Below are 19,037 nucleotides of genomic sequence, written 5' to 3' on the forward strand. Positions count from 1 at the left end.
CCTAGATTAACAAGCTAGTCAGATAATAGGCCATTATCTGATCAGTTGCATGGCCCTATTTCTCGACTAGCGGACCCGTTGAAACCGGCACGGGCCTGAATGATTGAAGGAAACGTATCATGCCCAAGTCCTTGCGAGGCAAAACCGCACTCGTCACCGGCAGTTCGCGCGGCATTGGGCGAGCCATCGCCGAAGGACTCGCCTCCAAGGGCGCTGCCGTCGTCGTCAACTATGTCGGCAACCACGAAGCCGCTGACGAGGTCGTGGCCGCCATCGCCGGCAGGGGAGGAATGGCGATCGCCGTCCAGGCCGACATATCAAGCGTCTCGGATATTCATCGCCTGTTTGACGAGGCTGAGAGTGAGTTCGGCGCGATCGACATCGTGGTTGCCAATGTCGGCGTCGCCGTCATCAAGCCTCTGACGGAGGCAACCGAAGCCGATTTCGACCATGTCTTCGGCACCAATGCCAAGGGCACGTTCTTCGTGCTTCAGGAAGCAGCGCGCCGTGTGCGAAACGGCGGCCGCATCATCGCGGTCTCCACCGGCGGCACCAAGATGTTCTTCACGCAAACGGCGCTCTATCTCGGCAGCAAGGGCGCCGTCGAACAATTCGTCCGTGTGCTCTCGCGTGAACTCGGACCGCGCGGCATCACCGTGAATGCGCTGTCGCCTGGCTTCACCGACACGGACCTGCTTCCCGAGCGCGATCGCGCCGTGGCGGCCGGCATGTCTCCATTTGGCAGGATCGGCGCGCCCCGCGACGTTGCCGATGTCGCGGTCTTCCTGGCCAGCGACGAGGCCCGCTGGCTGACCGGCGAGAATATCCAGGCCGGTGGCGGGGTCGCTTAGTCCGCCATCGTCTCTAGGCTGGCGAATCCCTGCGGCGCATCGCCTTCATCGAAGGGTGTCGTCACCTCGACGAAGGTATCGGGATAAAAGCCGTTGAAGCGGGTTCTCAGCGACAGCGAATAGGCACCGATATGGCCGATCTCGATCCAGTCGCCGGTGTCGACGGTTTCCGGCAGCCAGAACGGCCTCGACAGGATGTCGACGGAATCGCAGGTCGCGCCGCAGACCTTGAACGGCACGATGTTCTTCTCCTCGCCATTGCGCGAGCGGATCGCCGGATCGGGGATGAAGCGGGCCGGCAGTGTGATCTTGCCGGTCCAAGAATCCGACAGCGACGCCCAGATGCCGTCATTGATGTAGAGCCGCTTGCCCTTGCGCAGCAGCACCCGCACGATCAGCGAGAGGCAGCGCGCCACGATCACCCGGCCGGGCTCGGCCACCAACGGGATCTGGTCGAACTGGTATTCCCTGAGGTCGCCCGACAGCCGCGACATGATCTGGCCGAGCGACGGCATCTCGATCTGCTTGCGATTGGGGTCATGGCCGTACTCGGCGGGAAAGCCGCCGCCGACATCGAGCCCCGCAATGTCGAAGGTCAGCCGGTTGCGCACCCAATCGGCGGAGGACAGCGCCCGTTCATAGGTGTCGGGATCCTCGATCTGGCTGCCGACATGGAAGCACAGGCCGACCTTGTAGCCGGTGCGGTTGAGCCGCTCGGCGAGTTCCACCGCATAGGCCGGCCCGGCGCCGAATTTCTTCGACAGTTCATAGGCCGCCGAACCCTTGGTCTGGATTCGCACGAACACGCTGATGGAGCCCGGATCGATGTCAAGCGCCCGCACCACCCGCGTCAGCTTGGTGATCTCGTCCTCATGGTCGAGCGAAATGACCCGGATGGCGTATTTTTCCAGCGCAAGCTTGATGTCCGACTGCGCCTTGACCGGATGCATGTAGAGCATCTCGGCGTCGGGTGAGACGGCGCGCACTGCGGCGAACTCGCCGGGCGAGGCCACATCGAAGGCGGTGACGCCGGCTTCGACCAGCGCCTTCAGCACGATCTGCTCGCCATTGGTCTTGACTGCGTAGGCGGTCTTGCCGGGAAACATGCCCATGAACTGTTTGGCATCCGCCTTCAGCACCTGCGGGCGAAAGCAGTAGACCGGATCGTCCGGCCGAAGCGCCAGCGCCGCCTCGCGGGCATTCTCGAATCGCTGCATGGACGAATCCCCTGACTTCTCGGCTGCGCACAATTAATCCAAGCTAGCGGCCAAAGAAAACAATTCTGTGTCTGGCGGGCACTGACCCAGCGGCGCACCCTCCTGGCAGCACTGTTGCCAGCAATCAGGTTTCGGGTGGCTCTTGTCGCCGGACCCGATATGCCTTCTGCCTGAGTGGCTGGCATTGATGCCGCGGGGAAGGACGTTCACGATGGCAATAGCCACGACAGCCGTGCAGCGCGGACCGATGACGCTGAGGGACTGGGGACAGCTTCTGCTGCTCGGCGCCATCTGGGGCGGCTCGTTCTTCTTTGCCCGCATCGCCGTTGCCGAAATGCACCCGCTGGTGCTGGTGCTGTTTCGCGTTGCCATCGCGGCCATTGCACTGCAGCTCTATCTCGGCATTCGCGGTCCGTCCTTCCGTCTCGCCTTCCCGCATGCCGGCCTGTTTTTCCTTTTGGCGCTCGCCAACAATGTCGTCCCGTTCTCGCTGATCTTTGCCGGCCAGACCGCGCTTGGCGCCGGCGTCGCCTCGGTGCTCAATGCGACGACGCCGTTCTGGACGCTGATCCTCGCCAACGCGCTGACAGCGGACGAAAAGCTCTCCTGGAACAAGCTTGCCGGCATCGGGCTCGGCATCGCCGGCACCGCTGTCATGATCGGCCCTGGCCTGCTGGCCGGGCTCGGCGGCCCGGTCTGGGCGAAATTCGCGCTGATCGGCGCCTCGCTGTCTTACGCCGTCGCGCTGATGATTGCCCGCCGCTTCAAGGGCGTGCCCTCGCCGGTCATCGCCACCGGACAATTGACGGCGTCGACCATCATCATGATCCCGGTGGTGCTGCTCACCTATGGCCCGGCCGGCCTGTTCTCGGCCTCGCCGCCGGTCTGGACGGCGGTGCTGGCGCTGGCGCTGCTCTCCACCGCCTTCGCCTACATCCTCTATTTCAACCTCGTCGCCTCGGCCGGCGCCACCAACGCCTCGCTGGTCACGCTCATCGTCCCGGCCAGCGCCATCCTACTCGGCCTCCTGTTCCTCGGCGAGCGGCTCGCTCTGTTCGAGTTCTGCGGCATGGCGCTGATCGCGCTTGGCCTGGTGACGATCGACGGGCGGTTGTTTGGTCGGCGCTAATGCCTGTCGACCAAAAGTGCGCAGCGGTTTTGGGACAACGACGCGCTTTAGGTCTGGTAGCGCTGCCATGCCTCGCTTTCGCCACGGCCGCGTCACAATTTATTCACAGGCTGCCAGCGGCTTTTGCCGAAGAGTTTCAACGCTTAACGACAGGTGGCAGGTCGCAAATTCCACAATCGCGTCGCATTGCAGCATATTTTCCGCTTGCCTGTGGCACAAATGCCCCTAGACTCCACCCATAGCTCTTGAAGAGGAGACTATGACATGGGACTTACGAGGCCAATCAACGCATTGATGATCTGTGCTGCATTTGCCTTCATTGGCGCCCTTATCATAGGTGTTCTTCCGTAACCGCCGGAGCGGAAGAACAGCAGCAATAGCCCACAAATTCGAAAGGCCGGGTGTTTCGCCCGGCCTTTTGCATTTCAGATTTCATACCACGATGAAGCTCAGGCGGCGGCGGATCCAGCTGCCTCTGTTTCGTGGGAGCGGATGCCGATCATATGGCAGATGGCAAACACCAGGTCGGCCCGGTTCATGGTGTAGAAATGGAAGTCGCTGACGCCGCGCTCGACGAGATCGAGCACCTGCTCGGCCGCCACGGCAGACGCCACGAGCGCATGCGTCTGCGGATCGTTGTGCAGCCCTTCGAAACGCTCGGCCAGCCATGCCGGCACCAGCGCGCCGCAGCGCGCCGAGAAATTGGCGACCTGGGTGAAATTGTGCACCGGCAGGATGCCAGGCACGATCGGGATGTAGATGCCGGCACGGCGCGCCTTCTCGACATAACGCTCGTAGAGATCGTTGTCGAAGAAGAACTGGGTGATCGCCCGCGTCGCGCCATTGTCGGCCTTGCGCTTCAGCATGTCGAAGTCGGTGGCGAAGTCGGGGCTTTCCGGATGCTTTTCGGGATAGGCCGAGACCGAGATGTCGAAATCGCCGGCGTCCTTCAGCGCTCCGACAAGTTCGGCGCCATTGGCATAGCCATCGGGATGCGGCCGGTAGGCCGTACCGACACCCGCCGCCGGATCGCCGCGCAACGCAACGAAGCGCTTCACGCCCATATCGGCGAATTCGCGGACCACGGCATCGACCTCATGGCGGGCGGCGTCGACGCAGGTCATGTGCGCCGCCGGCGTCAGCGCCGTCTCGTTCAGGATGCGCTTGACCGTGCGCGCCGTGCGCTCCCGCGTCGAGCCGCCGGCGCCATAGGTCACCGAGACGAATCTCGGCTTCAGCGGCTCCAGCCTGGTAACGGTGTCCCAGAGCCTGGCTTCCATCTCGTCGGTCTTCGGCGGGAAGAACTCGAAGGAGACGCGGACCTTGTCGCCAATGTCGGGACGGCGGGAAAAGCGGAACTGGTTCATCAGGCGATTTCCCCCATAGGGTACGCTTTGGTGGGTTGGGTGTCATTTGAAGGCTCGGCGATCAGCATGCGGCGGTCGCGGCCGAGCCACAGCTTGACGGTGAGCCTGGCTTCGCTGCCGCCGCGCGGCTCGAATTCCTGGGCATCCTCGAGATCGAGCCCGGCATCGGCAAACCATTCGGAGATCTGGCGGTCGGAAAAGCCCAGCCTGACATGCGCATGCTGGTCGCGCAGGAATTCCAGTGCATGCGGCGCGAAATCGACGATCACCAGCCGGCCCGACGGGCGCAGCAGCCTTGCCGCCTCGCGGATGGCGCGGGCGGGATCGTCCAGATAGTGCAGCACCTGATGGATGGTGACGAGGTCGAAGGCGTCGCGCTCGACCGGCGGCGCGAAAATGTCGCCTTGGCGGACCTGGGCATTGGCGATGCCTGCCTTGTCGAGATTGGCCCGCGCCACCGTCAGCATTTCGCGCGACATGTCGATGCCGACACCGCGCCGGTAGAGCGGCGAAAATATCTCCAGCAGCCGCCCGGTACCGGTGCCGAGGTCTAGCATCGACTGGAATGGCCGCTTGCCGACCAGCTTGAGGAGTGCGGCTTCCACCGCGCGGTCCGGCACATGCAGCGAGCGGATGTGATCCCAGCTGGCGGCGTTCTCGGAGAAATACTCGGCGGCACGGTCCTGGCGCTTGCGCTTGACCGATGCCAACCGCTCGAGATCGCGCTCGACCTGTGGATCGGCGCCGCGAATGCCAGAGACCAGCCCCATGACGAAGTCGCGCGCGGAATCCGTATCCGACAGCCGGAAGAAGGCCCACGAGCCCTCCTGGTAGCGGCCGATCAACCCGGCCTCCAGCAGCAGCTTCAAATGCCGCGACACCCGCGGTTGCGACTGGCTGAGGATCTCGGTGAGGTCGGACACGGTGAGATCGCCGCGCGACAGCAGCGCCAGGATGCGGAGCCGGCTCGATTCGGCCGCAGCCTTCAACGTATCAACCATCGTATCGAGCGAAACATGCATCGGCGCGTTCTCGTTGAAAAAGATATAAACATATGTTTATGTCAGCTTTGACGACATGGCAAGGCCTATGTCGCTTCCTGACAAGAAAATGCCGCACACATGATCCCCGCCCGAGAGAACCGCTTTTCCCTGACGATCGGCTGGAAACTTGTGCTAGGGCGAAAGCCATGTTCGAGAAGCGCGACGGCGAAAAGCTCCTGCAGACCGACCCGGCTGACATGCCGGCGGATGGCCATATCGTGTTCATCGGCCGCATCGCCTCGCCATGGACATCCAGGCAAACCTGCCCGAAGAACATGCGCGCGGCGCGCGAGGCCGGACAGGCGGCCACGGTTCTCATCGACCCTGCCTATCGCGACGGCCTGCTTGCGCTGGAGCGGGCCAGCCACATCGTCATCCTGTCCTGGCTGCATCACGCGCCGCGGGCACTGATTGTGCAGAAACCCCGCCATGCGGCTAAGCCGAAAGGCGTTTTCTCGCTGCGCTCCCCTGCCCGGCCGAACCCAGTCGGGCTGCATATCGCCAGGCTGATCGCCGTCGACATCGACAACGGCCGCATCGCCATCGACGCCATCGATGTTCTCGACGGCACGCCAGTGATCGACATCAAGCCCTATTTCGCCTCGACCGACGCCTTTCCCGAGGCGACCATTGCCGGGCGTGACGAAAAATGAGTGCGCCCACCGGCCGCCGCCGCGCCATCGCCAAGGCATTGACCGCACTGCTGCCCCTGGCGCCCTATGCCGATATGGAGAAAATTCGCACCGAGGCCGGCGCCGTGCACATGAAGACGCTGCCGCCGGGCATCGCGGTCTGGCTGGCGACGATCGCCCATGTCAGGCACGGCCATACCGACTATGAAAAGCTGTTGGCCGAGGGCTATGACCGCGACTCGGCGCGGTTCTTCATCATCGAGCAAACAAACATGGTGCTGACCCGTTGGCGCGCCACGCGCCTGCTCGATGCAGAGGACGAAGAGGAATAACTTCAGCTACCGTCGCTTCAATACGGCAACCGCATTGTAGGGCTGGCCGTCCGCCTGGCCAACCCAGGTCCAGGACAGGTTCCCTTTGAAGAAACGGACGGTGATGCCGCCGCCGTCGATGCACTTGTCCTGGCCGTAGCTGATGTTTTCCCGGTATTCGGCCGAGCTGTCGTCCCGCGAAATCTGGGTCAGGGATCCGCCGCAGCCGAGCGACGGATAGTCGATCGACGCGGCGCCATCGCCGATGGTCATGGCGATCGCCCAATCGGCACCGGCAGCACCGGCCGGACTTTGATGACCGCTGCCGGTCCAGACGCCGTTGAGCCCCGCCGCGTTGACCTCGCAAGGCACGTTCTGAAAGATCGGCGTCAGCTCGCTGCCCGTCTTCTCGCAACGATAGGTCTGGCCGTTCTGGCACAGCGCCTCGCCCTCGCGAGCGCATTGCGCGAAGGCATGGCCAGTGACGAAGACGAGGAAAATTGCAAAGCTGATGGTCCGAAAAGATCTGCCCATTTTGCCCCTCCCGGCCGGATATTTTCAAGCCGGACCATAGGGCATATCGAATGTGCTACCTAGGACAAACAGCGATGGTTGGGTGGCCCTATGCCGCCTGCAGGGGACCACTAGCTTGAATCTGCCGCATCAAGCCGAAGGGACCAATCGCCATGAACCGAAGCGCAGCAGCCGGTAGCATTGTGCCATTGCCGGCTTTGTCGGATCGCCATATCGATCCGCATTCCTATCCCGACGGCATCGCCTTTCTCGATGGTCAGTATCTGCCGATGTCGCAAGCCAAGATCTCGGTGCTGGATTGGGGCTTTCTGCATTCCGACGCCACCTACGACACCGTGCATGTCTGGGACGGGAGCTTCTTCCGACTCGACCTGCATCTCGACCGCTTCTTCGCCGGCTTGCAAAAACTGCGCATGACGATCCCATCCGACCGCGATGGTGTGGCCGAGATTCTGCACAATTGCGTGGCGCTGTCGGGCCATCGCGCCGCCTATGTCGAAATGCTGTGCACACGCGGCGCCTCGCCGACCTTCAGCCGCGATCCGCGCCAGGCGGTCAACCGCTTCATGGCCTTCGCAGTTCCCTTCGGCTCGGTCGCCAATGCCGAGCAGTTGCGGCGCGGCCTGCATGTCGCCATCAGCGACAAGGTGCGCATTCCGCCGGCTTCGATCGATCCGGCGATCAAGAACTATCACTGGCTCGACCTCGTGCGCGGCCTCTACGACGCTTATGACCGTGGGGCCGAAACCGCATTGATTCTCGACTTCAACGGCAATGTCGCCGAAGGCCCCGGCTTCAACGTGTTCTGCGTCAAGGACGGCAGGCTGTCGACGCCAGCCGCCGGCGTGCTGCCCGGCATCACCAGGCGCACCGTCTTCGACCTCTGCGCCGAGGCAGCGCTTCCCACCACGGCCGTCGACGTCAGCGTTGCCGCGCTGAAGGCTGCCGACGAAGTCTTCATCACTTCCACCGCCGGCGGCATCATGCCGGTGACAGTGATCGACGGCGCTGCTGTCGCCGACGGCAAGATAGGCGAGATCACAAAGCGCTTGATGGCGCTCTACTGGCAAAAGCATGACGACCCGGCCTGGTCGAGCCCGGTGCGCTATCCCTGACCGGCGAAGGTCCTGCTCCACACGATGTCGTGACCAAAAAGATTCCCCCTCGCCTCTGGAAAATCGCTCGACGCACCGTATATCGCGGAAGCGGAGAAGCCTCCGCTTCCCAGTTCACGGCCCGCATGGGAAAGGATTCCACGTCATGACAAGCAACGTTTGGTTCATCACCGGATCGTCGAAAGGCTTTGGCCGAGTCTGGGCCCAGGCCGCACTCGCTCGCGGCGACCGTGTCGCCGCAACCGCGCGCGATGCTGGCACGCTCGCCGACCTCGTCGCGAAATACGGCGATAATGTCGCCGCGATCAAGCTCGACGTCACCGACAAGAAGGCCGTCGATGCGGCCATCGCCGAGGCGCACAAGCGCTTTGGCCGGCTCGACGTCGTCATCAACAATGCCGGCTATGGCCATTTCGGCGCCATCGAGGAAGTCAGCGAACAGGAAGCCCGCGACCAGATCGAAACCAATGTGTTCGGCGCGCTCTGGGTCACCCAGGCGGCTTTGCCGATCATGCGGGCGCAGGGCTCCGGCCACATCATCCAGATCTCGTCGATCGGCGGCGTCAACGCCTTTGCGTCGCTCGGCCTTTACCATGCCTCGAAATGGGCGCTCGAAGCCTTCAGCCAGTCGCTCAGCATCGAGGTCGCCGAATTCGGCATCCATGTGACGCTTGTCGAACCGGGCGGCTTCTCCACCGATTGGTCCGGCGCCTCGGCCAAGGTCTCCAAAGCGATCGAGGCTTACGCGCCGGCCCGCGCCAAGATGGCGGAACGCCGCGCCAACTCGGTCGCCGGCGACCCCGAGGCCACCGGACCGGCGATGCTTGAAATCGTCGACGCGGCCGAGCCGCCGCTGCGCGTCTTCTTCGGCGATGGCGGCCTGCCGATGATCAAGCAGGAATACGCCAACCGCATCGCGCTGTGGGAAAAGTGGGACCACGTTTCCGTCGAGGCGCAGGGCGCCAAGAAGAACCGCAAGGCGGCCTGAGCGCGTCTTGAAATCCGGCTGCGTCGCCCCGGCGGCGCAGCCCGTGCCCTAGCCCGGTACTAGGATCGATAAATCCACTGCTCGGGCACGCGCACCGAGATCTCTTCCCCTGTTGTCATACGACCCCGTTTCTCGACCCAGGCAACGAGGCCGCGCAGCCGTTTCGCCGCCTTCGGGAAGGCCAGCGCGCCGGCCTCCCGATCGGCCATCCCGGCGTTTTCGGCGATCGAACGTCCAGCAAGCCGGCAAGGCCCGTTCTGCGCATCGACCTTGATCGTCACGCCACCTCTAAAGAACAGCAGCGTGCCTGACGGCAGCATCGAGAGATGCGGCACGCCTTCGATCAGCAGATTGGCGCCGATCCATTCCGGCTTGATCTCGGCCAGCCCCATCCGCTCGGCAATGACGGCGAGTTCATCCCCTGCTACGATTGATATCTGCCGCTCGTTGCGGATTTCGGTGCCGCGCGGATACCAGGGTTCGCGACCGCCCGAACGACGGGTGGCGCCGGCGTGGAAGTCGCCGTCGATGCCTTCGAAACCGAGCTGCAATGCTTCCACCGGGCGCGTCTGGAAGTGATTCGACGGTGCGGCGTAGAGCGCCGTCACCCTGGCTACGAGTTTTCGCGCTGAAATGATCTCGATCGGAGCCTCAGGGAAAAGATCCAGCATGGCTTACTCCTTGTGCAAGGTCGCATTAGCGATAGCCACGAGCCCGGTCCAGTCCAAAGCAATGATGATCCGATCAAGCGGGCTGATGGCAGCCGATCACGATCTTCTTACCGCGGATCGCATATCCTATCGTACTGCGCCGCATTGCCGCCGTGCTGCACCGGCCTCATGGTGAGACAAGTCTGCGGAGGTTTCCATGCGTCCCGGGACTGCAATCGCGCTGCTTTGGCTGATCTGGGTCGTGTCCTGGTTTCTAGCCGCCTTCTGGGCCGACCCGGCGAAAAAGCGTGCCGGCATCCAGGAGGAGCTTCGCTATCGCGCTTTGTGGTTGATCGGCGCGGTGCTGCTGTTCATTCCCGCGCATGGCTATGCCGGCCGGCTGCGATTCTGGTTTCCGACCCTTGCCGAAGCGTGGATCTGCGCAGGGCTTGTTGCCGTTGGCCTGTTGTTCGCCTGGTGGGCGCGGTTGCATCTCGGCCGTCTCTGGTCGGCTTCGGTGACGGCCAAGGCCGAGCACCGTGTCGTCGACACCGGTCCCTACAGAATGGTCCGCCACCCGATCTATACCGGACTGCTTCTGGCGATGCTTGCCACAATGGCGGCCAAAGGCACGGTCTGGGGAATCGCCGGCGCGATTCTTCTCACCATCGGCATCGTCATGAAGGCAAGGCTGGAGGAACGCTTTCTGCGCGGAGAACTCGGCAACGCCTATGACGATTATGCCCGCAGCGTACCGATGCTGGTGCCGTTCATGCCGGCCTGATTACAGCATCCGCAAAAGCGCGCCGCCGATCGAATAGCCGGCGCCGAAGGCGCACAGCACGCCGAAATCGCCGGGCTTCATGTCGGCGTGGTTTTCCGACAGCGCGATGATGGCGCCGGCGCCGGCGGTGTTGCCGAGCCGCTCCAGCACCATCGGCGCGCGGTCGTGGTCAACCTCGTGGCCGAAGGCCAGTTTCAGGATCATGGCGTTGATGCGCGCATTGGCCTGATGCAGCCAGAAGCGCCTGATGGCTTGCGGCGTCAGCCCGTGTTCGGCGAGGAATTCGACAATGAATTTGTGGCCGGCGACGGTGACTTCCTTGAACACCTTGTTGCCGACCTGTTTGATCAGATTGCCTTCGAGGTTGATCATGTAAGGATCGTCCTGGGCGGTGCGGGTGTGATAGCCCAGATTGGTGCGGATATTGTTCGACATCTGCGTCCAGGTGCGCGTGTCCAGCACCTCGAAACGCCCCGGCCGCCTCTCGCCCTCGCCCAGCCCCTCGACCACCATCGCCACCGATGCATCGCCGAAGATGAAATGCGTCTGCCGATCGCGGAAATTGAGATGGCCGGTGATGATCTCCGGCGTGACCACCAGCACGCGCTTGTGCGCACCCGCCCGCACGAGATTGGCCGCAATGTGCAAGGCGGCCGCGGCCGATGAACAACCAAGCCCCATGTCGAAGCCGGCGCCCTTGGTGCCCAGCGCCTCCTGCATTTCGATGGCGATCGCCGGATAGGGCCGTTGCTGGTGCGAGGCCGAGCAGATCACCAGGTCGATGTCGGACGGCTTCAGGCCGGCATGGTCGAGCGCCTTCCGGGCCGCGGCCACTCCAAACTCGGCCTGCAGCGACAGCGCATCATCGGGCCGCGCCGGAATGCGCGGCGCCATGCGGGTCGGATCGAGAATGCCTTCGCGCTCGATGACATGCCGGGTCTGGACGCCTGAGGCATGGACGATGAAGGCGCTGTCGGATTTCTGCAGCAGCGTCTCATCCGGGCCTTGCCGGCGCGCATTCTCCGTGTCGACCCAAGCGTTGAAACTGGCGACCAGTTCTTCATTGGTGATCTTGGCTTCAGGGATTTCAACGCCGATGCCGCTGATGATGACGCGATGCATATCCAGTCCGTCCATGCGCAGGCGTTGTCGTTCTCATGTGAACGACCAGGGGGCGCGACACAACACTTTTCTCACCCCACCGGTTTACGCCGGCTTAAACCATAGGCTGTGGCCGGATGTCATCGGGAGTGCTAGCCGGCCCGCTTGGCGACGATGAAAATGCGCGGGAAGCGCAGCAGCACCTTGCCGTTTGCGGTCTTCGGATAGGCCTTGGCAATTTTGGCCGTGTAGCTGTCGAGGAAGATCTTGCGCTCGTCGGCGTCCAGCGGATCGAGGAAAGGCTTCAGCCCCGTCGACTTCACCCATTCGACGATCGCCTCGGCGTCGGTCAGCGGATGATTGTAGGCCGTATGCCAGATATCCACCCGGTCGGAGAGCGGCGACAAGAGATCATAATAGAACGACACCGCCGGCAGCGGTCCGCGCGCAGCACCTGCCATCTTGGCGGCGAACGGCATTTCGGCGGCCGTCTCGCGCATCACCTGATGCGACGGCTCAAGCAGATTGTCGGGCATCTGGACGGCGAGCGCGCCACCGGGGGCGAGAAAGCCCATCAGCCGCTGAAACACTACCGGGTGGGTGGGCAGCCACTGGAATACCGCGTTGGCGAAGATGACGTTGACCGGCTCGGCCGGTCGCCATGTCGAGGCATCGGCGAGGTCGAAATTGACGCTGGGCAGGCGCGCCCTCGCCTTTTCGATCATGTCGGGAGAGGTATCGAAACCGATGACCTCAGCATCCGGCCAGCGCTCGACCAGCAGCTCGGTCGAGTTGCCCGGGCCGCAGCCGATGTCGACCACCCGGCGCGGGAAATCCACCGGCACCTGCGCAACAAGATCGCGCGCGGGCCGCGTGCGCTCATCCTCGAATTTCAGATATTGGGCGGCGGACCAATCGGCCATTTGAGCTTTCCTCGTATCAGTTGAGAAATTCGCCGCCCCGGTTGCTCCCTTACCGCGTCAACCTCTTGTACGTCATCCTGTGCGGGTTGACGGCCTCGGGGCCGAGCCGGCGGATCTTGTCCTGCTCGTAATCCTCGAAATTGCCCTCGAACCATTCGACATGGCTGTCGCCCTCGAAGGCCAGGATGTGCGTGGCCAGACGGTCGAGGAACATACGATCATGCGAGATGATGACGGCGCAGCCACCAAAATTTTCCAGCGCGTCTTCGAGCGCCGCCAGCGTTTCTGTGTCGAGATCGTTGGTCGGCTCGTCGAGCAGCAGCACATTGCCACCGGTCTTCAGCATTTTTGCCAGATGCACGCGGTTGCGCTGGCCGCCGGAGAGGTTGCCGACCTTCTGCTGCTGGTCGCCGCCACGGAAGTTGAACGACGCACAATAGGCGCGCGTGTTGGCCTCGAACTTGCCGAGCTTGACTACTTCTGCGCCGCCGGAAATCTCCTCCCACACCGTCTTTGACGGATCGAGCGCATCGCGGCTCTGGTCGACATAGCCGAGCTTCACCGTTTCGCCGATGCGGACAGAGCCGGCATCCGGCGTTTCCTGGCCGGTGATCATGCGGAACAGCGTCGTCTTGCCGGCGCCGTTCGGGCCGATGACACCGACGATGCCGCCCGGCGGCAGCTTGAATTCCAGGCCTTCGATCAAAAGCGTGTCGCCAAAGCCCTTCGACAGGCCTTCCGCCTCGATCACCACATTGCCGAGCCGCTCGCCATGCGGAATGACGATCTGCGTATCGCTCGGCCGCCGCTTGTCGGCTGCATCCAGCAGGTCCTGGAACGCCTGGATACGCGCCTTGGACTTGGTCTGGCGGGCTTTCGGGCTGGACTGGATCCACTCGCGTTCGCGACCGATGGCGCGCTGGCGGGCGTCGTCCTCGCGACCTTCCTGCTTGAGGCGCTTGGCCTTGGCTTCGAGGTACTTGGTGTAGTTGCCCTCATAGGGGATGCCGCGGCCGCGATCGAGCTCGAGAATCCATCCGGTGACATTGTCGAGGAAATAGCGATCGTGGGTGATGATCATCACCGCGCCGGGATAGGCGCGCAGGTGTTTTTCCAGCCACGCCGTGGTCTCGGCGTCGAGATGGTTGGTAGGTTCATCGAGCAGCAAGAGGTCGGGCTGACGCAGCAGCAGCTGGCAGAGCGCGACGCGGCGGCGCTCACCGCCCGAAAGCTTGGTGACCTCGGAATCCTTGGGCGGGCAGCCCAGCGCTTCCATCGCCATCTCGACCTGCTGTTCGAGATCCCACAGGTTCAACCGGTCCATCTCGTCCTGGAGCTTGGCCGACTCGTCAGCCGTCTCGTCGGAGTAGTTCATCATCAATTCGTTGTAGCGCTCGATGATGGCGGTCTTGGCGGCGACGCCTTCCATGATGTTCTCGAACACCGTCTTGTTGGCATCGAGCGCCGGCTCCTGCGCGAGATAGCCTACGGTGGCGCCTTCGGCGAGCCAGGCTTCGCCGTTCCACTCCTTGTCGAGCCCGGCCATGATCTTGAGGATCGTCGACTTGCCCGAGCCGTTGGGGCCGAGGATGCCGATCTTGGCGTCGGGATAGAAGGAGAGATGGACATTCTCAAGCACCTTCTTGGTGCCATAGGCCTTGTTGAGGCCGGCCATGTGATAGATGAACTGGCGTGCCACGCGCGCTTTCCTTGATGATTGACCGAAATGTCGGATTGAATGGAGGTTGGCCGCTATGTAGGCGATGCCGGGCCGAACGGCAATCGCTTTTGCCATTTCAAGCCGGGTGTACACCGCACGTTAAGTTTTCCGCCGGTTGTAGGGAGCGTTGAAATCCCCGGTTAACCCTTCAGCGTCAAAACAGGATCGATCGCTGGCCTGTCGCGATCGAAAGTAGAGATCGGACCGAAGGTAGTGCTGAACAGTTTCCTGCTCCTTGCCGAAGCGGTCGTCTACTTCAGCGTCATGGTCACGCTGTTCCGCTTCAGGGATCGCATCGGCCTCGGCGTCTTCGTCTGCGCGCTGGGCGCCATGCATTTCCTCGAAACCTATCTCGCCAGCGTCTTCTATGTCGCCCTGCCCTTCGGCATGGTCTCACCAGGCTCGGCGGTGCTGTTTTCCGGCAAGCTGGTGATGCTGCTTCTGCTCTACATGAAGGAAGATGCGGCCACGGTGCGCCAGCCGATCTATGGCCTTTTGCTCGGCAACGCCTTGATGATCGGGCTGGTCCTGATCCTGCGCCTGCACGATATTTCAGCCCTTTCCGACGGCAAGCTTCCCGATATCGGTTTCATCGACCAGTTGGGCTGGCTGATGGTGTGGGGCACGACGCTGCTCTTCATCGACGCCATCCTGATCATCCTGCTTTACGAAAAGCTCGGGCGTTATCTGCGCAAGGCGCCGTTCTCCCGCATCCTGATTTGCGTCGCCTGCGTGCTCACCTTCGACCAGGCCGGATTTTTCACCGCCCTGCATTTCGTCGCAGGCGCACCGATCGCCGTCTTCTTCGGCGGCTGGTTCGCCAAGATGGGTGCCGCTTTTGCTTACAGCGCCATGCTTGTCGCCTACCTCAGATGGTTCGAAACGCGGCGGGTTACCGCACCGCGCGGATTGTCCGACGTCTTCGATACCTTGACCTACCGCGAGCGCTACGAAGCCCTGGTCGAACATGTCGGCCGCGACGGCCTCACCGGCCTGTTGCACAGGGGACGCTTTGACAGCGACGGCGAACGTCTGGTTGCTGTCAGCCTGCGCACGGCCCAGCCGCTCAGCCTGCTGATCGTCGACGTCGACCATTTCAAGTCGATCAACGATCGCTTCGGCCATGCCGAGGGCGACAGGGTGCTGAGATCGATCGCCCAGGTACTGACCCAGGCGGCCGGCGCGCACGATCAGGTTTTCAGGATCGGCGGCGAGGAGTTCGCCATCCTTTGCTCGCAGCCGCATGCGGTCGCCAGGTTGCTCGGAGAAAACCTCCGCCAGGCCGTCAAGGCGTGCGTAAACCGGTTCGACATCAGCGTCAGCGCCGGCATCGCCACTGTCGACGAGACCGTAGCGTCGCTTGCCGATCTCTTCGCCCTTGCCGACGAGCGTCTCTACAGGGCCAAATCCACCGGGCGTGACCGCGTCGTCGGCGAAGCGCATGACGATGCCGAAGACCTCAGTGCCTGGACATTGTCCACACGTGGCGTCAGCGGATAAGGTTGTCAGCTCCGCTTGCGCTGCTGCAACGCGCCGACCGCAACTGAAACGGCTATCAGCGCGATGGCCAGCCATTTCAGCGTGGTGATGATCGGACTGGCGTCGATGTCATAAGCGATGAACAACAGAATCCCGGGCACCAGCAGGCCGCACATGACCAGCATGATGCGGTTGATCTGCCAAGACACTTTTGCTGCCAGCGCTTCGTCACCGGCTTCGCCGACAAGACCGGCGCGCATCTCCCGGGAGATGGCCAACGCGCTCGACAGGCGCATGGAGATCGGCAAGCCGAGCCCGATTATGAGGAAGGCACACGCCGCCAGCAGAGCCGAGAATTTGAGCGCGCTGGTCTCGGCCGGCACCGGAAACAAAAGTGTCGCCAGCGGCAGGAAGACACAGACGATGCCGAGCGCGGCAATGGCGATGAAGATCGCGGCATTGACCCAAGTGAACAGCTGGTAGCGGCCTGCCCCGATCGGCGCGGCAAGCACGCGCATGCGCGCCCACTCGGCATCGGTATAGGAAAAGCCCGGCCATTCCATGCGGCCGTCTTTTATGGCTGTCATTCCCCTGGCCCAGAAAGCCAGCCGCGCCAGCCCGCCTGATGTCATGCCACTCATCGCCACCCCCGCCGAATGAATCACAGCCAGACCATATCACCGCGTCACTGCCAAGCGACAGACGGATATCCTACTGGAACCCGGCCGCATCGACCGAACCCTTCGGACAGCCCGCCTTGGTCGTCGGCGCCGAGGCGAGCATGAGAGTGCCCAGCGAACTGTCCGGACCGATCGGGCCGGTCAGGCCGAGCGTCAGCTCGCCGATCAGCCGCCTGCCGCTCGACGGATCGACCAGGCAGGAGACACGCACCCGCGCGCCCGCCCCGGCGCCGAACGCGCTGTCGAAGGTGCTGCGGATCTGGTCCGAAGTCAGTTGCTTGCCGACGTTCCTGGTGAAGAGCTGGCGCACCGGCGAGGCATTCACCGCCCGCATCAGGTTCAGCGCCTCGGCAAAATACTCCTGCTGGCTCTTGCCGTAGCAGGTGCCGTGCTTGATCCATTCATGCCGTTCGAGCTTGGAGGCGGTGCCAGGCATCACCTGGTCGAGTTCGGCGCGCGTATTGGCATCGAGGTTGACCGGCGGCAGGTCGGCCCAATGGGCCGGATTATCATTGGCCTTGTCGCTCGCCGGCACCTGGCAATAGAAATTGCCGTTCGGTTGCGGCCACAGACCATGCAAAGTGAAATGCGACGCGTCGAAACCGCCCGCCGTCTGCGCCTGGCATTCGGGCTTGCTTGCCTTGGTTTCGCAGAAGGCCGGCTGCCAACTCAGCGCAAAGACATATTCGGGCTTTCCCGAAGCCGTAGGCTTGCCCTGATCGGCGGGCGCGGCCGGCTGGGCGGCTGCGCTGCCGCCGGCGACATGACCGCAGCTGATCTTGACCCAGCGACGCTCAGGATCGGCGCCCGGCACGCGGATGAGGTAATGCGTCGGCGCATCCTTGTTGCCGGCCAGGAGGTCGTAGCTCTGTCCAGCCGTTGTCGCGATATTGCCGGGGTTCTTGCCGCTCTTGATCGCCTGCGTCGCCGGGCAAGCCGCATCGGCCATGAAGGAGCCGCTCATCTTCACATCGGCGCGCGCTAGGCCGACACCGGCCAGCGCCACCAACACCGCACCCCATATCGCCGATATCCGCATTCCAGCACTCCTAGCGTTTCATAGCGCAAGCTAAAAACGTACGACATGTCAGAATTACGATTTCTTTCGTCCGCCGCAAAAAACAATCGCTCGGTCGATCAGACCCCGCCCTCCTCGACCCGCTTCGTCAACATACGCAGCAGATCAAGCGCTGTCTCGAGCGCGCGAGCCTCGATGCCCTCGCTGATGCGGTTGGCCCAGACATGCTGGCGCATGCCGATATCCCGGATCGCGGCCCGGCCGGCATCGGTCATCGCCAGGAGCTTCGCGCGGCGGTGCGCCGGGTTGTCCGCATAGGCGGCGAGCCCTTCGGCGGCCAGAATGTCGGCAAGGCGCTGCACGCTCTGGCGGGCAAGCCCCATGTCGCGGGCAATGTCGGCCACCGATTTCGGCTCCTTCAGCACCGCGCCCAGAACCTGCCAGCGCGCCGCCGTCAACCCGGCAGGCTCGGCCAGCCGGTCGGCCGCGTCGAGAAACCCGCCATTCAGCCGGAACACGGCAAGCACCAGTTCGGTGAGCACATCTCCGGCTTCGGTCCTGCTTGTCATTTCTGGCCGGCCTCGATGGTGGAAACGAAAGTGTTGACGGCTTCAGCCACCGCCTCCGGCTTGTTAAGCATCACCCAATGGCCGGAACCGGCGACGGTTCTGTGGCCAATTCCGATGCGCAGCCGAAACAGGGCCGCCGCATTGTCATTGGCCTCCGTGGCCAGCACGAAGATCGGCCCGTGATAGGCATCGAGCGTCGGTTCGGGATTCCATTCCGCCAGCGCCTTGCCGACGCCTGCCCGAGCCGCCGGATCGACCACCGCCGCATCGGCGAGGACCTGTTTGCGGACATCTTCATTGGAGCCGGCGATCGAGGTGTAATAAGCGCTCAGGACACCGCCGCCGTTTGGCCCCGCCAGATCGCGCACGAACCCGTCGCGAATCTCTTTGGGCAGGGCGCGCGGATCGGTCGCCGGATCGACCAGCAGGATGCCGGCAACACGGTCGGCATGGCCGGCGGCATAGGCGAGCGCGGCCCCACTGCCGCCGCTATGCGCAACGAGGACAAACCGCTTCAGGCCGAACGCATCCGCCACCGCACCGATATCGTCGGCACGGCCGTCATAGCCGTAGTCGGCATCAGTTGCAGGCGCCGATGCGCCATGGCCGCGAAAATCGAAGGCGACCGCCTCACGGCCACCTGCGGTGAGCTGCATCACCCGGTTCCACTGTGTGGCGCGGCTGCAATCGCCATGCGCGAACAGGATCGGCAGGCCGCCGCCGGATTTGATGTCGTAGCCGGCAAGCTGGCCCTGCGGGCCGGCAATGGTTGAGGTCTTCATGGTCATCTCCCTGGTTTTGCTGGATGCAATGCCGGGCAGGAGCATTGCGGATGACAGGCTCGCCAGCAGAAACGCGCGGCGCGAAACGGTCGAAAAGGTTTTCATGCTCATGCTCCCCATTTTGACAGTATGCTGTCATATAAT

General features: G+C 63.2%; 20 protein-coding genes. 8 read left to right on the forward strand and 12 right to left on the reverse strand.

Translation table 11 applies throughout. From position 1 onward, the window contains the following. Positions 1 to 119: 119 nt before the first annotated feature. The gene (locus NKH38_RS20840) at positions 120 to 851 is read left to right on the forward strand and encodes an SDR family oxidoreductase (protein ID WP_352761921.1); all 732 of its coding nucleotides are present in this window, start codon (positions 120 to 122) and stop codon (positions 849 to 851) included. Here the strand turns inward: NKH38_RS20840 and NKH38_RS20845 are convergent. After that, positions 848 to 2,068 carry an alanine racemase gene (locus NKH38_RS20845; protein WP_352761922.1) on the reverse strand — a complete coding sequence of 407 codons (1,221 nt, stop codon included), beginning with the start codon at positions 2,066 to 2,068 and terminating at the stop codon, positions 848 to 850. The genes NKH38_RS20840 and NKH38_RS20845 overlap by 4 nt on opposite strands. 211 nt (positions 2,069 to 2,279) lie before the next feature. Between NKH38_RS20845 and NKH38_RS20850 the strand changes: the two genes are divergently transcribed. Next, positions 2,280 to 3,197: a DMT family transporter gene (locus tag NKH38_RS20850; RefSeq protein WP_023682155.1), complete on the forward strand. Its 918-nt coding sequence runs from the start codon at positions 2,280 to 2,282 to the stop codon at positions 3,195 to 3,197. Between the two features lie 449 nt (positions 3,198 to 3,646). On the opposite strand, the gene metF is transcribed toward NKH38_RS20850, so the two are convergent. Beyond that, positions 3,647 to 4,564: a methylenetetrahydrofolate reductase [NAD(P)H] gene (gene metF, locus NKH38_RS20855; protein WP_023690856.1), complete on the reverse strand. Its 918-nt coding sequence runs from the start codon at positions 4,562 to 4,564 to the stop codon at positions 3,647 to 3,649. Continuing rightward, entirely contained in the window at positions 4,564 to 5,586 is a 1,023-nt protein-coding gene (locus NKH38_RS20860; protein ID WP_352761923.1) for an ArsR/SmtB family transcription factor, read from the reverse strand. Before NKH38_RS20860 ends, metF begins: the two co-directional genes overlap by 1 nt. A gap of 167 nt (positions 5,587 to 5,753) precedes the next feature. Here NKH38_RS20860 and tsaA point away from each other — a divergent pair, with 167 nt between their 5' ends. Beyond that, entirely contained in the window at positions 5,754 to 6,260 is a 507-nt protein-coding gene (tsaA, locus tag NKH38_RS20865) for a tRNA (N6-threonylcarbamoyladenosine(37)-N6)-methyltransferase TrmO (protein ID WP_352761924.1), read from the forward strand. Continuing rightward, positions 6,257 to 6,571, forward strand: a complete 315-nt coding sequence (locus NKH38_RS20870; RefSeq protein ID WP_352761925.1) for a DUF2293 domain-containing protein — start codon at positions 6,257 to 6,259, stop codon at positions 6,569 to 6,571. The genes tsaA and NKH38_RS20870 overlap by 4 nt, the downstream gene beginning before the upstream one ends. A 6-nt stretch (positions 6,572 to 6,577) precedes the next feature. On the opposite strand, the gene NKH38_RS20875 is transcribed toward NKH38_RS20870, so the two are convergent. After that, positions 6,578 to 7,084 (reverse strand): hypothetical protein, encoded by a 507-nt coding sequence (locus tag NKH38_RS20875; RefSeq protein WP_023725376.1) that lies wholly within the window; start codon positions 7,082 to 7,084, stop codon positions 6,578 to 6,580. A 152-nt stretch (positions 7,085 to 7,236) separates the two neighbouring features. Here NKH38_RS20875 and NKH38_RS20880 point away from each other — a divergent pair, with 152 nt between their 5' ends. Together NKH38_RS20880 and NKH38_RS20885 are read left to right on the forward strand one after the other, a co-directional pair. Beyond that, entirely contained in the window at positions 7,237 to 8,199 is a 963-nt protein-coding gene (locus tag NKH38_RS20880) for a D-amino acid aminotransferase (protein ID WP_352761926.1), read from the forward strand. Positions 8,200 to 8,344: 145 nt separating this feature from the next. Then, complete coding sequence (locus NKH38_RS20885; protein WP_352761927.1) at positions 8,345 to 9,187, forward strand: SDR family oxidoreductase; 843 nt, start codon at positions 8,345 to 8,347, stop codon at positions 9,185 to 9,187. Between the two features lie 59 nt (positions 9,188 to 9,246). Here the strand turns inward: NKH38_RS20885 and NKH38_RS20890 are convergent, their stop codons facing one another. Further along, the gene (locus tag NKH38_RS20890) at positions 9,247 to 9,858 is read right to left on the reverse strand and encodes an MOSC domain-containing protein (RefSeq protein WP_352761928.1); all 612 of its coding nucleotides are present in this window, start codon (positions 9,856 to 9,858) and stop codon (positions 9,247 to 9,249) included. 196 nt (positions 9,859 to 10,054) lie between these two features. Here NKH38_RS20890 and NKH38_RS20895 point away from each other — a divergent pair, with 196 nt between their 5' ends. Beyond that, positions 10,055 to 10,621, forward strand: coding sequence for a methyltransferase family protein (locus tag NKH38_RS20895; protein ID WP_023668240.1), 567 nt, complete (start codon positions 10,055 to 10,057; stop codon positions 10,619 to 10,621). On the opposite strand, the gene NKH38_RS20900 is transcribed toward NKH38_RS20895, so the two are convergent. From NKH38_RS20900 to ettA, 3 genes are all read right to left on the reverse strand, one after another. Then, positions 10,622 to 11,743, reverse strand: coding sequence for a beta-ketoacyl-ACP synthase III (locus NKH38_RS20900; protein ID WP_352761950.1), 1,122 nt, complete (start codon positions 11,741 to 11,743; stop codon positions 10,622 to 10,624). A gap of 131 nt (positions 11,744 to 11,874) precedes the next feature. Further along, the gene (gene tam / locus NKH38_RS20905; RefSeq protein ID WP_352761929.1) at positions 11,875 to 12,645 is read right to left on the reverse strand and encodes a trans-aconitate 2-methyltransferase; all 771 of its coding nucleotides are present in this window, start codon (positions 12,643 to 12,645) and stop codon (positions 11,875 to 11,877) included. Between the two features lie 49 nt (positions 12,646 to 12,694). Further along, positions 12,695 to 14,344: an energy-dependent translational throttle protein EttA gene (gene ettA, locus NKH38_RS20910; protein WP_023688009.1), complete on the reverse strand. Its 1,650-nt coding sequence runs from the start codon at positions 14,342 to 14,344 to the stop codon at positions 12,695 to 12,697. Positions 14,345 to 14,578: 234 nt separating this feature from the next. Here ettA and NKH38_RS20915 point away from each other — a divergent pair, with 234 nt between their 5' ends. Further along, positions 14,579 to 15,865, forward strand: coding sequence for a GGDEF domain-containing protein (locus NKH38_RS20915; RefSeq protein ID WP_023821786.1), 1,287 nt, complete (start codon positions 14,579 to 14,581; stop codon positions 15,863 to 15,865). A gap of 5 nt (positions 15,866 to 15,870) precedes the next feature. Here NKH38_RS20915 and NKH38_RS20920 read toward each other — a convergent pair whose 3' ends face one another. The 4 genes from NKH38_RS20920 to NKH38_RS20935 form a co-directional block, all read right to left on the reverse strand. Then, complete coding sequence (locus tag NKH38_RS20920; protein ID WP_156933926.1) at positions 15,871 to 16,485, reverse strand: hypothetical protein; 615 nt, start codon at positions 16,483 to 16,485, stop codon at positions 15,871 to 15,873. Positions 16,486 to 16,555: 70 nt separating this feature from the next. Beyond that, on the reverse strand, positions 16,556 to 17,563 hold the full coding sequence (locus NKH38_RS20925) for a ribonuclease T2 family protein (RefSeq protein WP_352761930.1): 1,008 nt from the start codon (positions 17,561 to 17,563) through the stop codon (positions 16,556 to 16,558). 98 nt (positions 17,564 to 17,661) lie between these two features. Next, the gene (locus NKH38_RS20930; RefSeq protein ID WP_352761931.1) at positions 17,662 to 18,084 is read right to left on the reverse strand and encodes a MarR family winged helix-turn-helix transcriptional regulator; all 423 of its coding nucleotides are present in this window, start codon (positions 18,082 to 18,084) and stop codon (positions 17,662 to 17,664) included. 23 nt (positions 18,085 to 18,107) lie between these two features. Continuing rightward, on the reverse strand, positions 18,108 to 18,998 hold the full coding sequence (locus tag NKH38_RS20935; RefSeq protein ID WP_352761932.1) for an alpha/beta fold hydrolase: 891 nt from the start codon (positions 18,996 to 18,998) through the stop codon (positions 18,108 to 18,110). Positions 18,999 to 19,037: the final 39 nt, after the last annotated feature.

The organism is Mesorhizobium sp. M1078 (assembly GCF_040318615.1).
In the GTDB taxonomy this organism is placed as follows: domain Bacteria; phylum Pseudomonadota; class Alphaproteobacteria; order Rhizobiales; family Rhizobiaceae; genus Mesorhizobium.

Coding starts and splice junctions, on each gene's coding strand:
- NKH38_RS20840 (WP_352761921.1), top strand. CDS start 120: ATGCCCAAGTCCTTGCGAGGCAAAACCGCACTCGTCACCGGCAGTTCG.
- NKH38_RS20845 (WP_352761922.1), bottom strand. CDS start 2,068: ATGCAGCGATTCGAGAATGCCCGCGAGGCGGCGCTGGCGCTTCGGCCG.
- NKH38_RS20850 (WP_023682155.1), top strand. CDS start 2,280: ATGGCAATAGCCACGACAGCCGTGCAGCGCGGACCGATGACGCTGAGG.
- metF (WP_023690856.1), bottom strand. CDS start 4,564: ATGAACCAGTTCCGCTTTTCCCGCCGTCCCGACATTGGCGACAAGGTC.
- NKH38_RS20860 (WP_352761923.1), bottom strand. CDS start 5,586: ATGCATGTTTCGCTCGATACGATGGTTGATACGTTGAAGGCTGCGGCC.
- tsaA (WP_352761924.1), top strand. CDS start 5,754: ATGTTCGAGAAGCGCGACGGCGAAAAGCTCCTGCAGACCGACCCGGCT.
- NKH38_RS20870 (WP_352761925.1), top strand. CDS start 6,257: ATGAGTGCGCCCACCGGCCGCCGCCGCGCCATCGCCAAGGCATTGACC.
- NKH38_RS20875 (WP_023725376.1), bottom strand. CDS start 7,084: ATGGGCAGATCTTTTCGGACCATCAGCTTTGCAATTTTCCTCGTCTTC.
- NKH38_RS20880 (WP_352761926.1), top strand. CDS start 7,237: ATGAACCGAAGCGCAGCAGCCGGTAGCATTGTGCCATTGCCGGCTTTG.
- NKH38_RS20885 (WP_352761927.1), top strand. CDS start 8,345: ATGACAAGCAACGTTTGGTTCATCACCGGATCGTCGAAAGGCTTTGGC.
- NKH38_RS20890 (WP_352761928.1), bottom strand. CDS start 9,858: ATGCTGGATCTTTTCCCTGAGGCTCCGATCGAGATCATTTCAGCGCGA.
- NKH38_RS20895 (WP_023668240.1), top strand. CDS start 10,055: ATGCGTCCCGGGACTGCAATCGCGCTGCTTTGGCTGATCTGGGTCGTG.
- NKH38_RS20900 (WP_352761950.1), bottom strand. CDS start 11,743: ATGCATCGCGTCATCATCAGCGGCATCGGCGTTGAAATCCCTGAAGCC.
- tam (WP_352761929.1), bottom strand. CDS start 12,645: ATGGCCGATTGGTCCGCCGCCCAATATCTGAAATTCGAGGATGAGCGC.
- NKH38_RS20920 (WP_156933926.1), bottom strand. CDS start 16,485: ATGAGTGGCATGACATCAGGCGGGCTGGCGCGGCTGGCTTTCTGGGCC.
- NKH38_RS20925 (WP_352761930.1), bottom strand. CDS start 17,563: ATGCGGATATCGGCGATATGGGGTGCGGTGTTGGTGGCGCTGGCCGGT.
- NKH38_RS20935 (WP_352761932.1), bottom strand. CDS start 18,998: ATGAAAACCTTTTCGACCGTTTCGCGCCGCGCGTTTCTGCTGGCGAGC.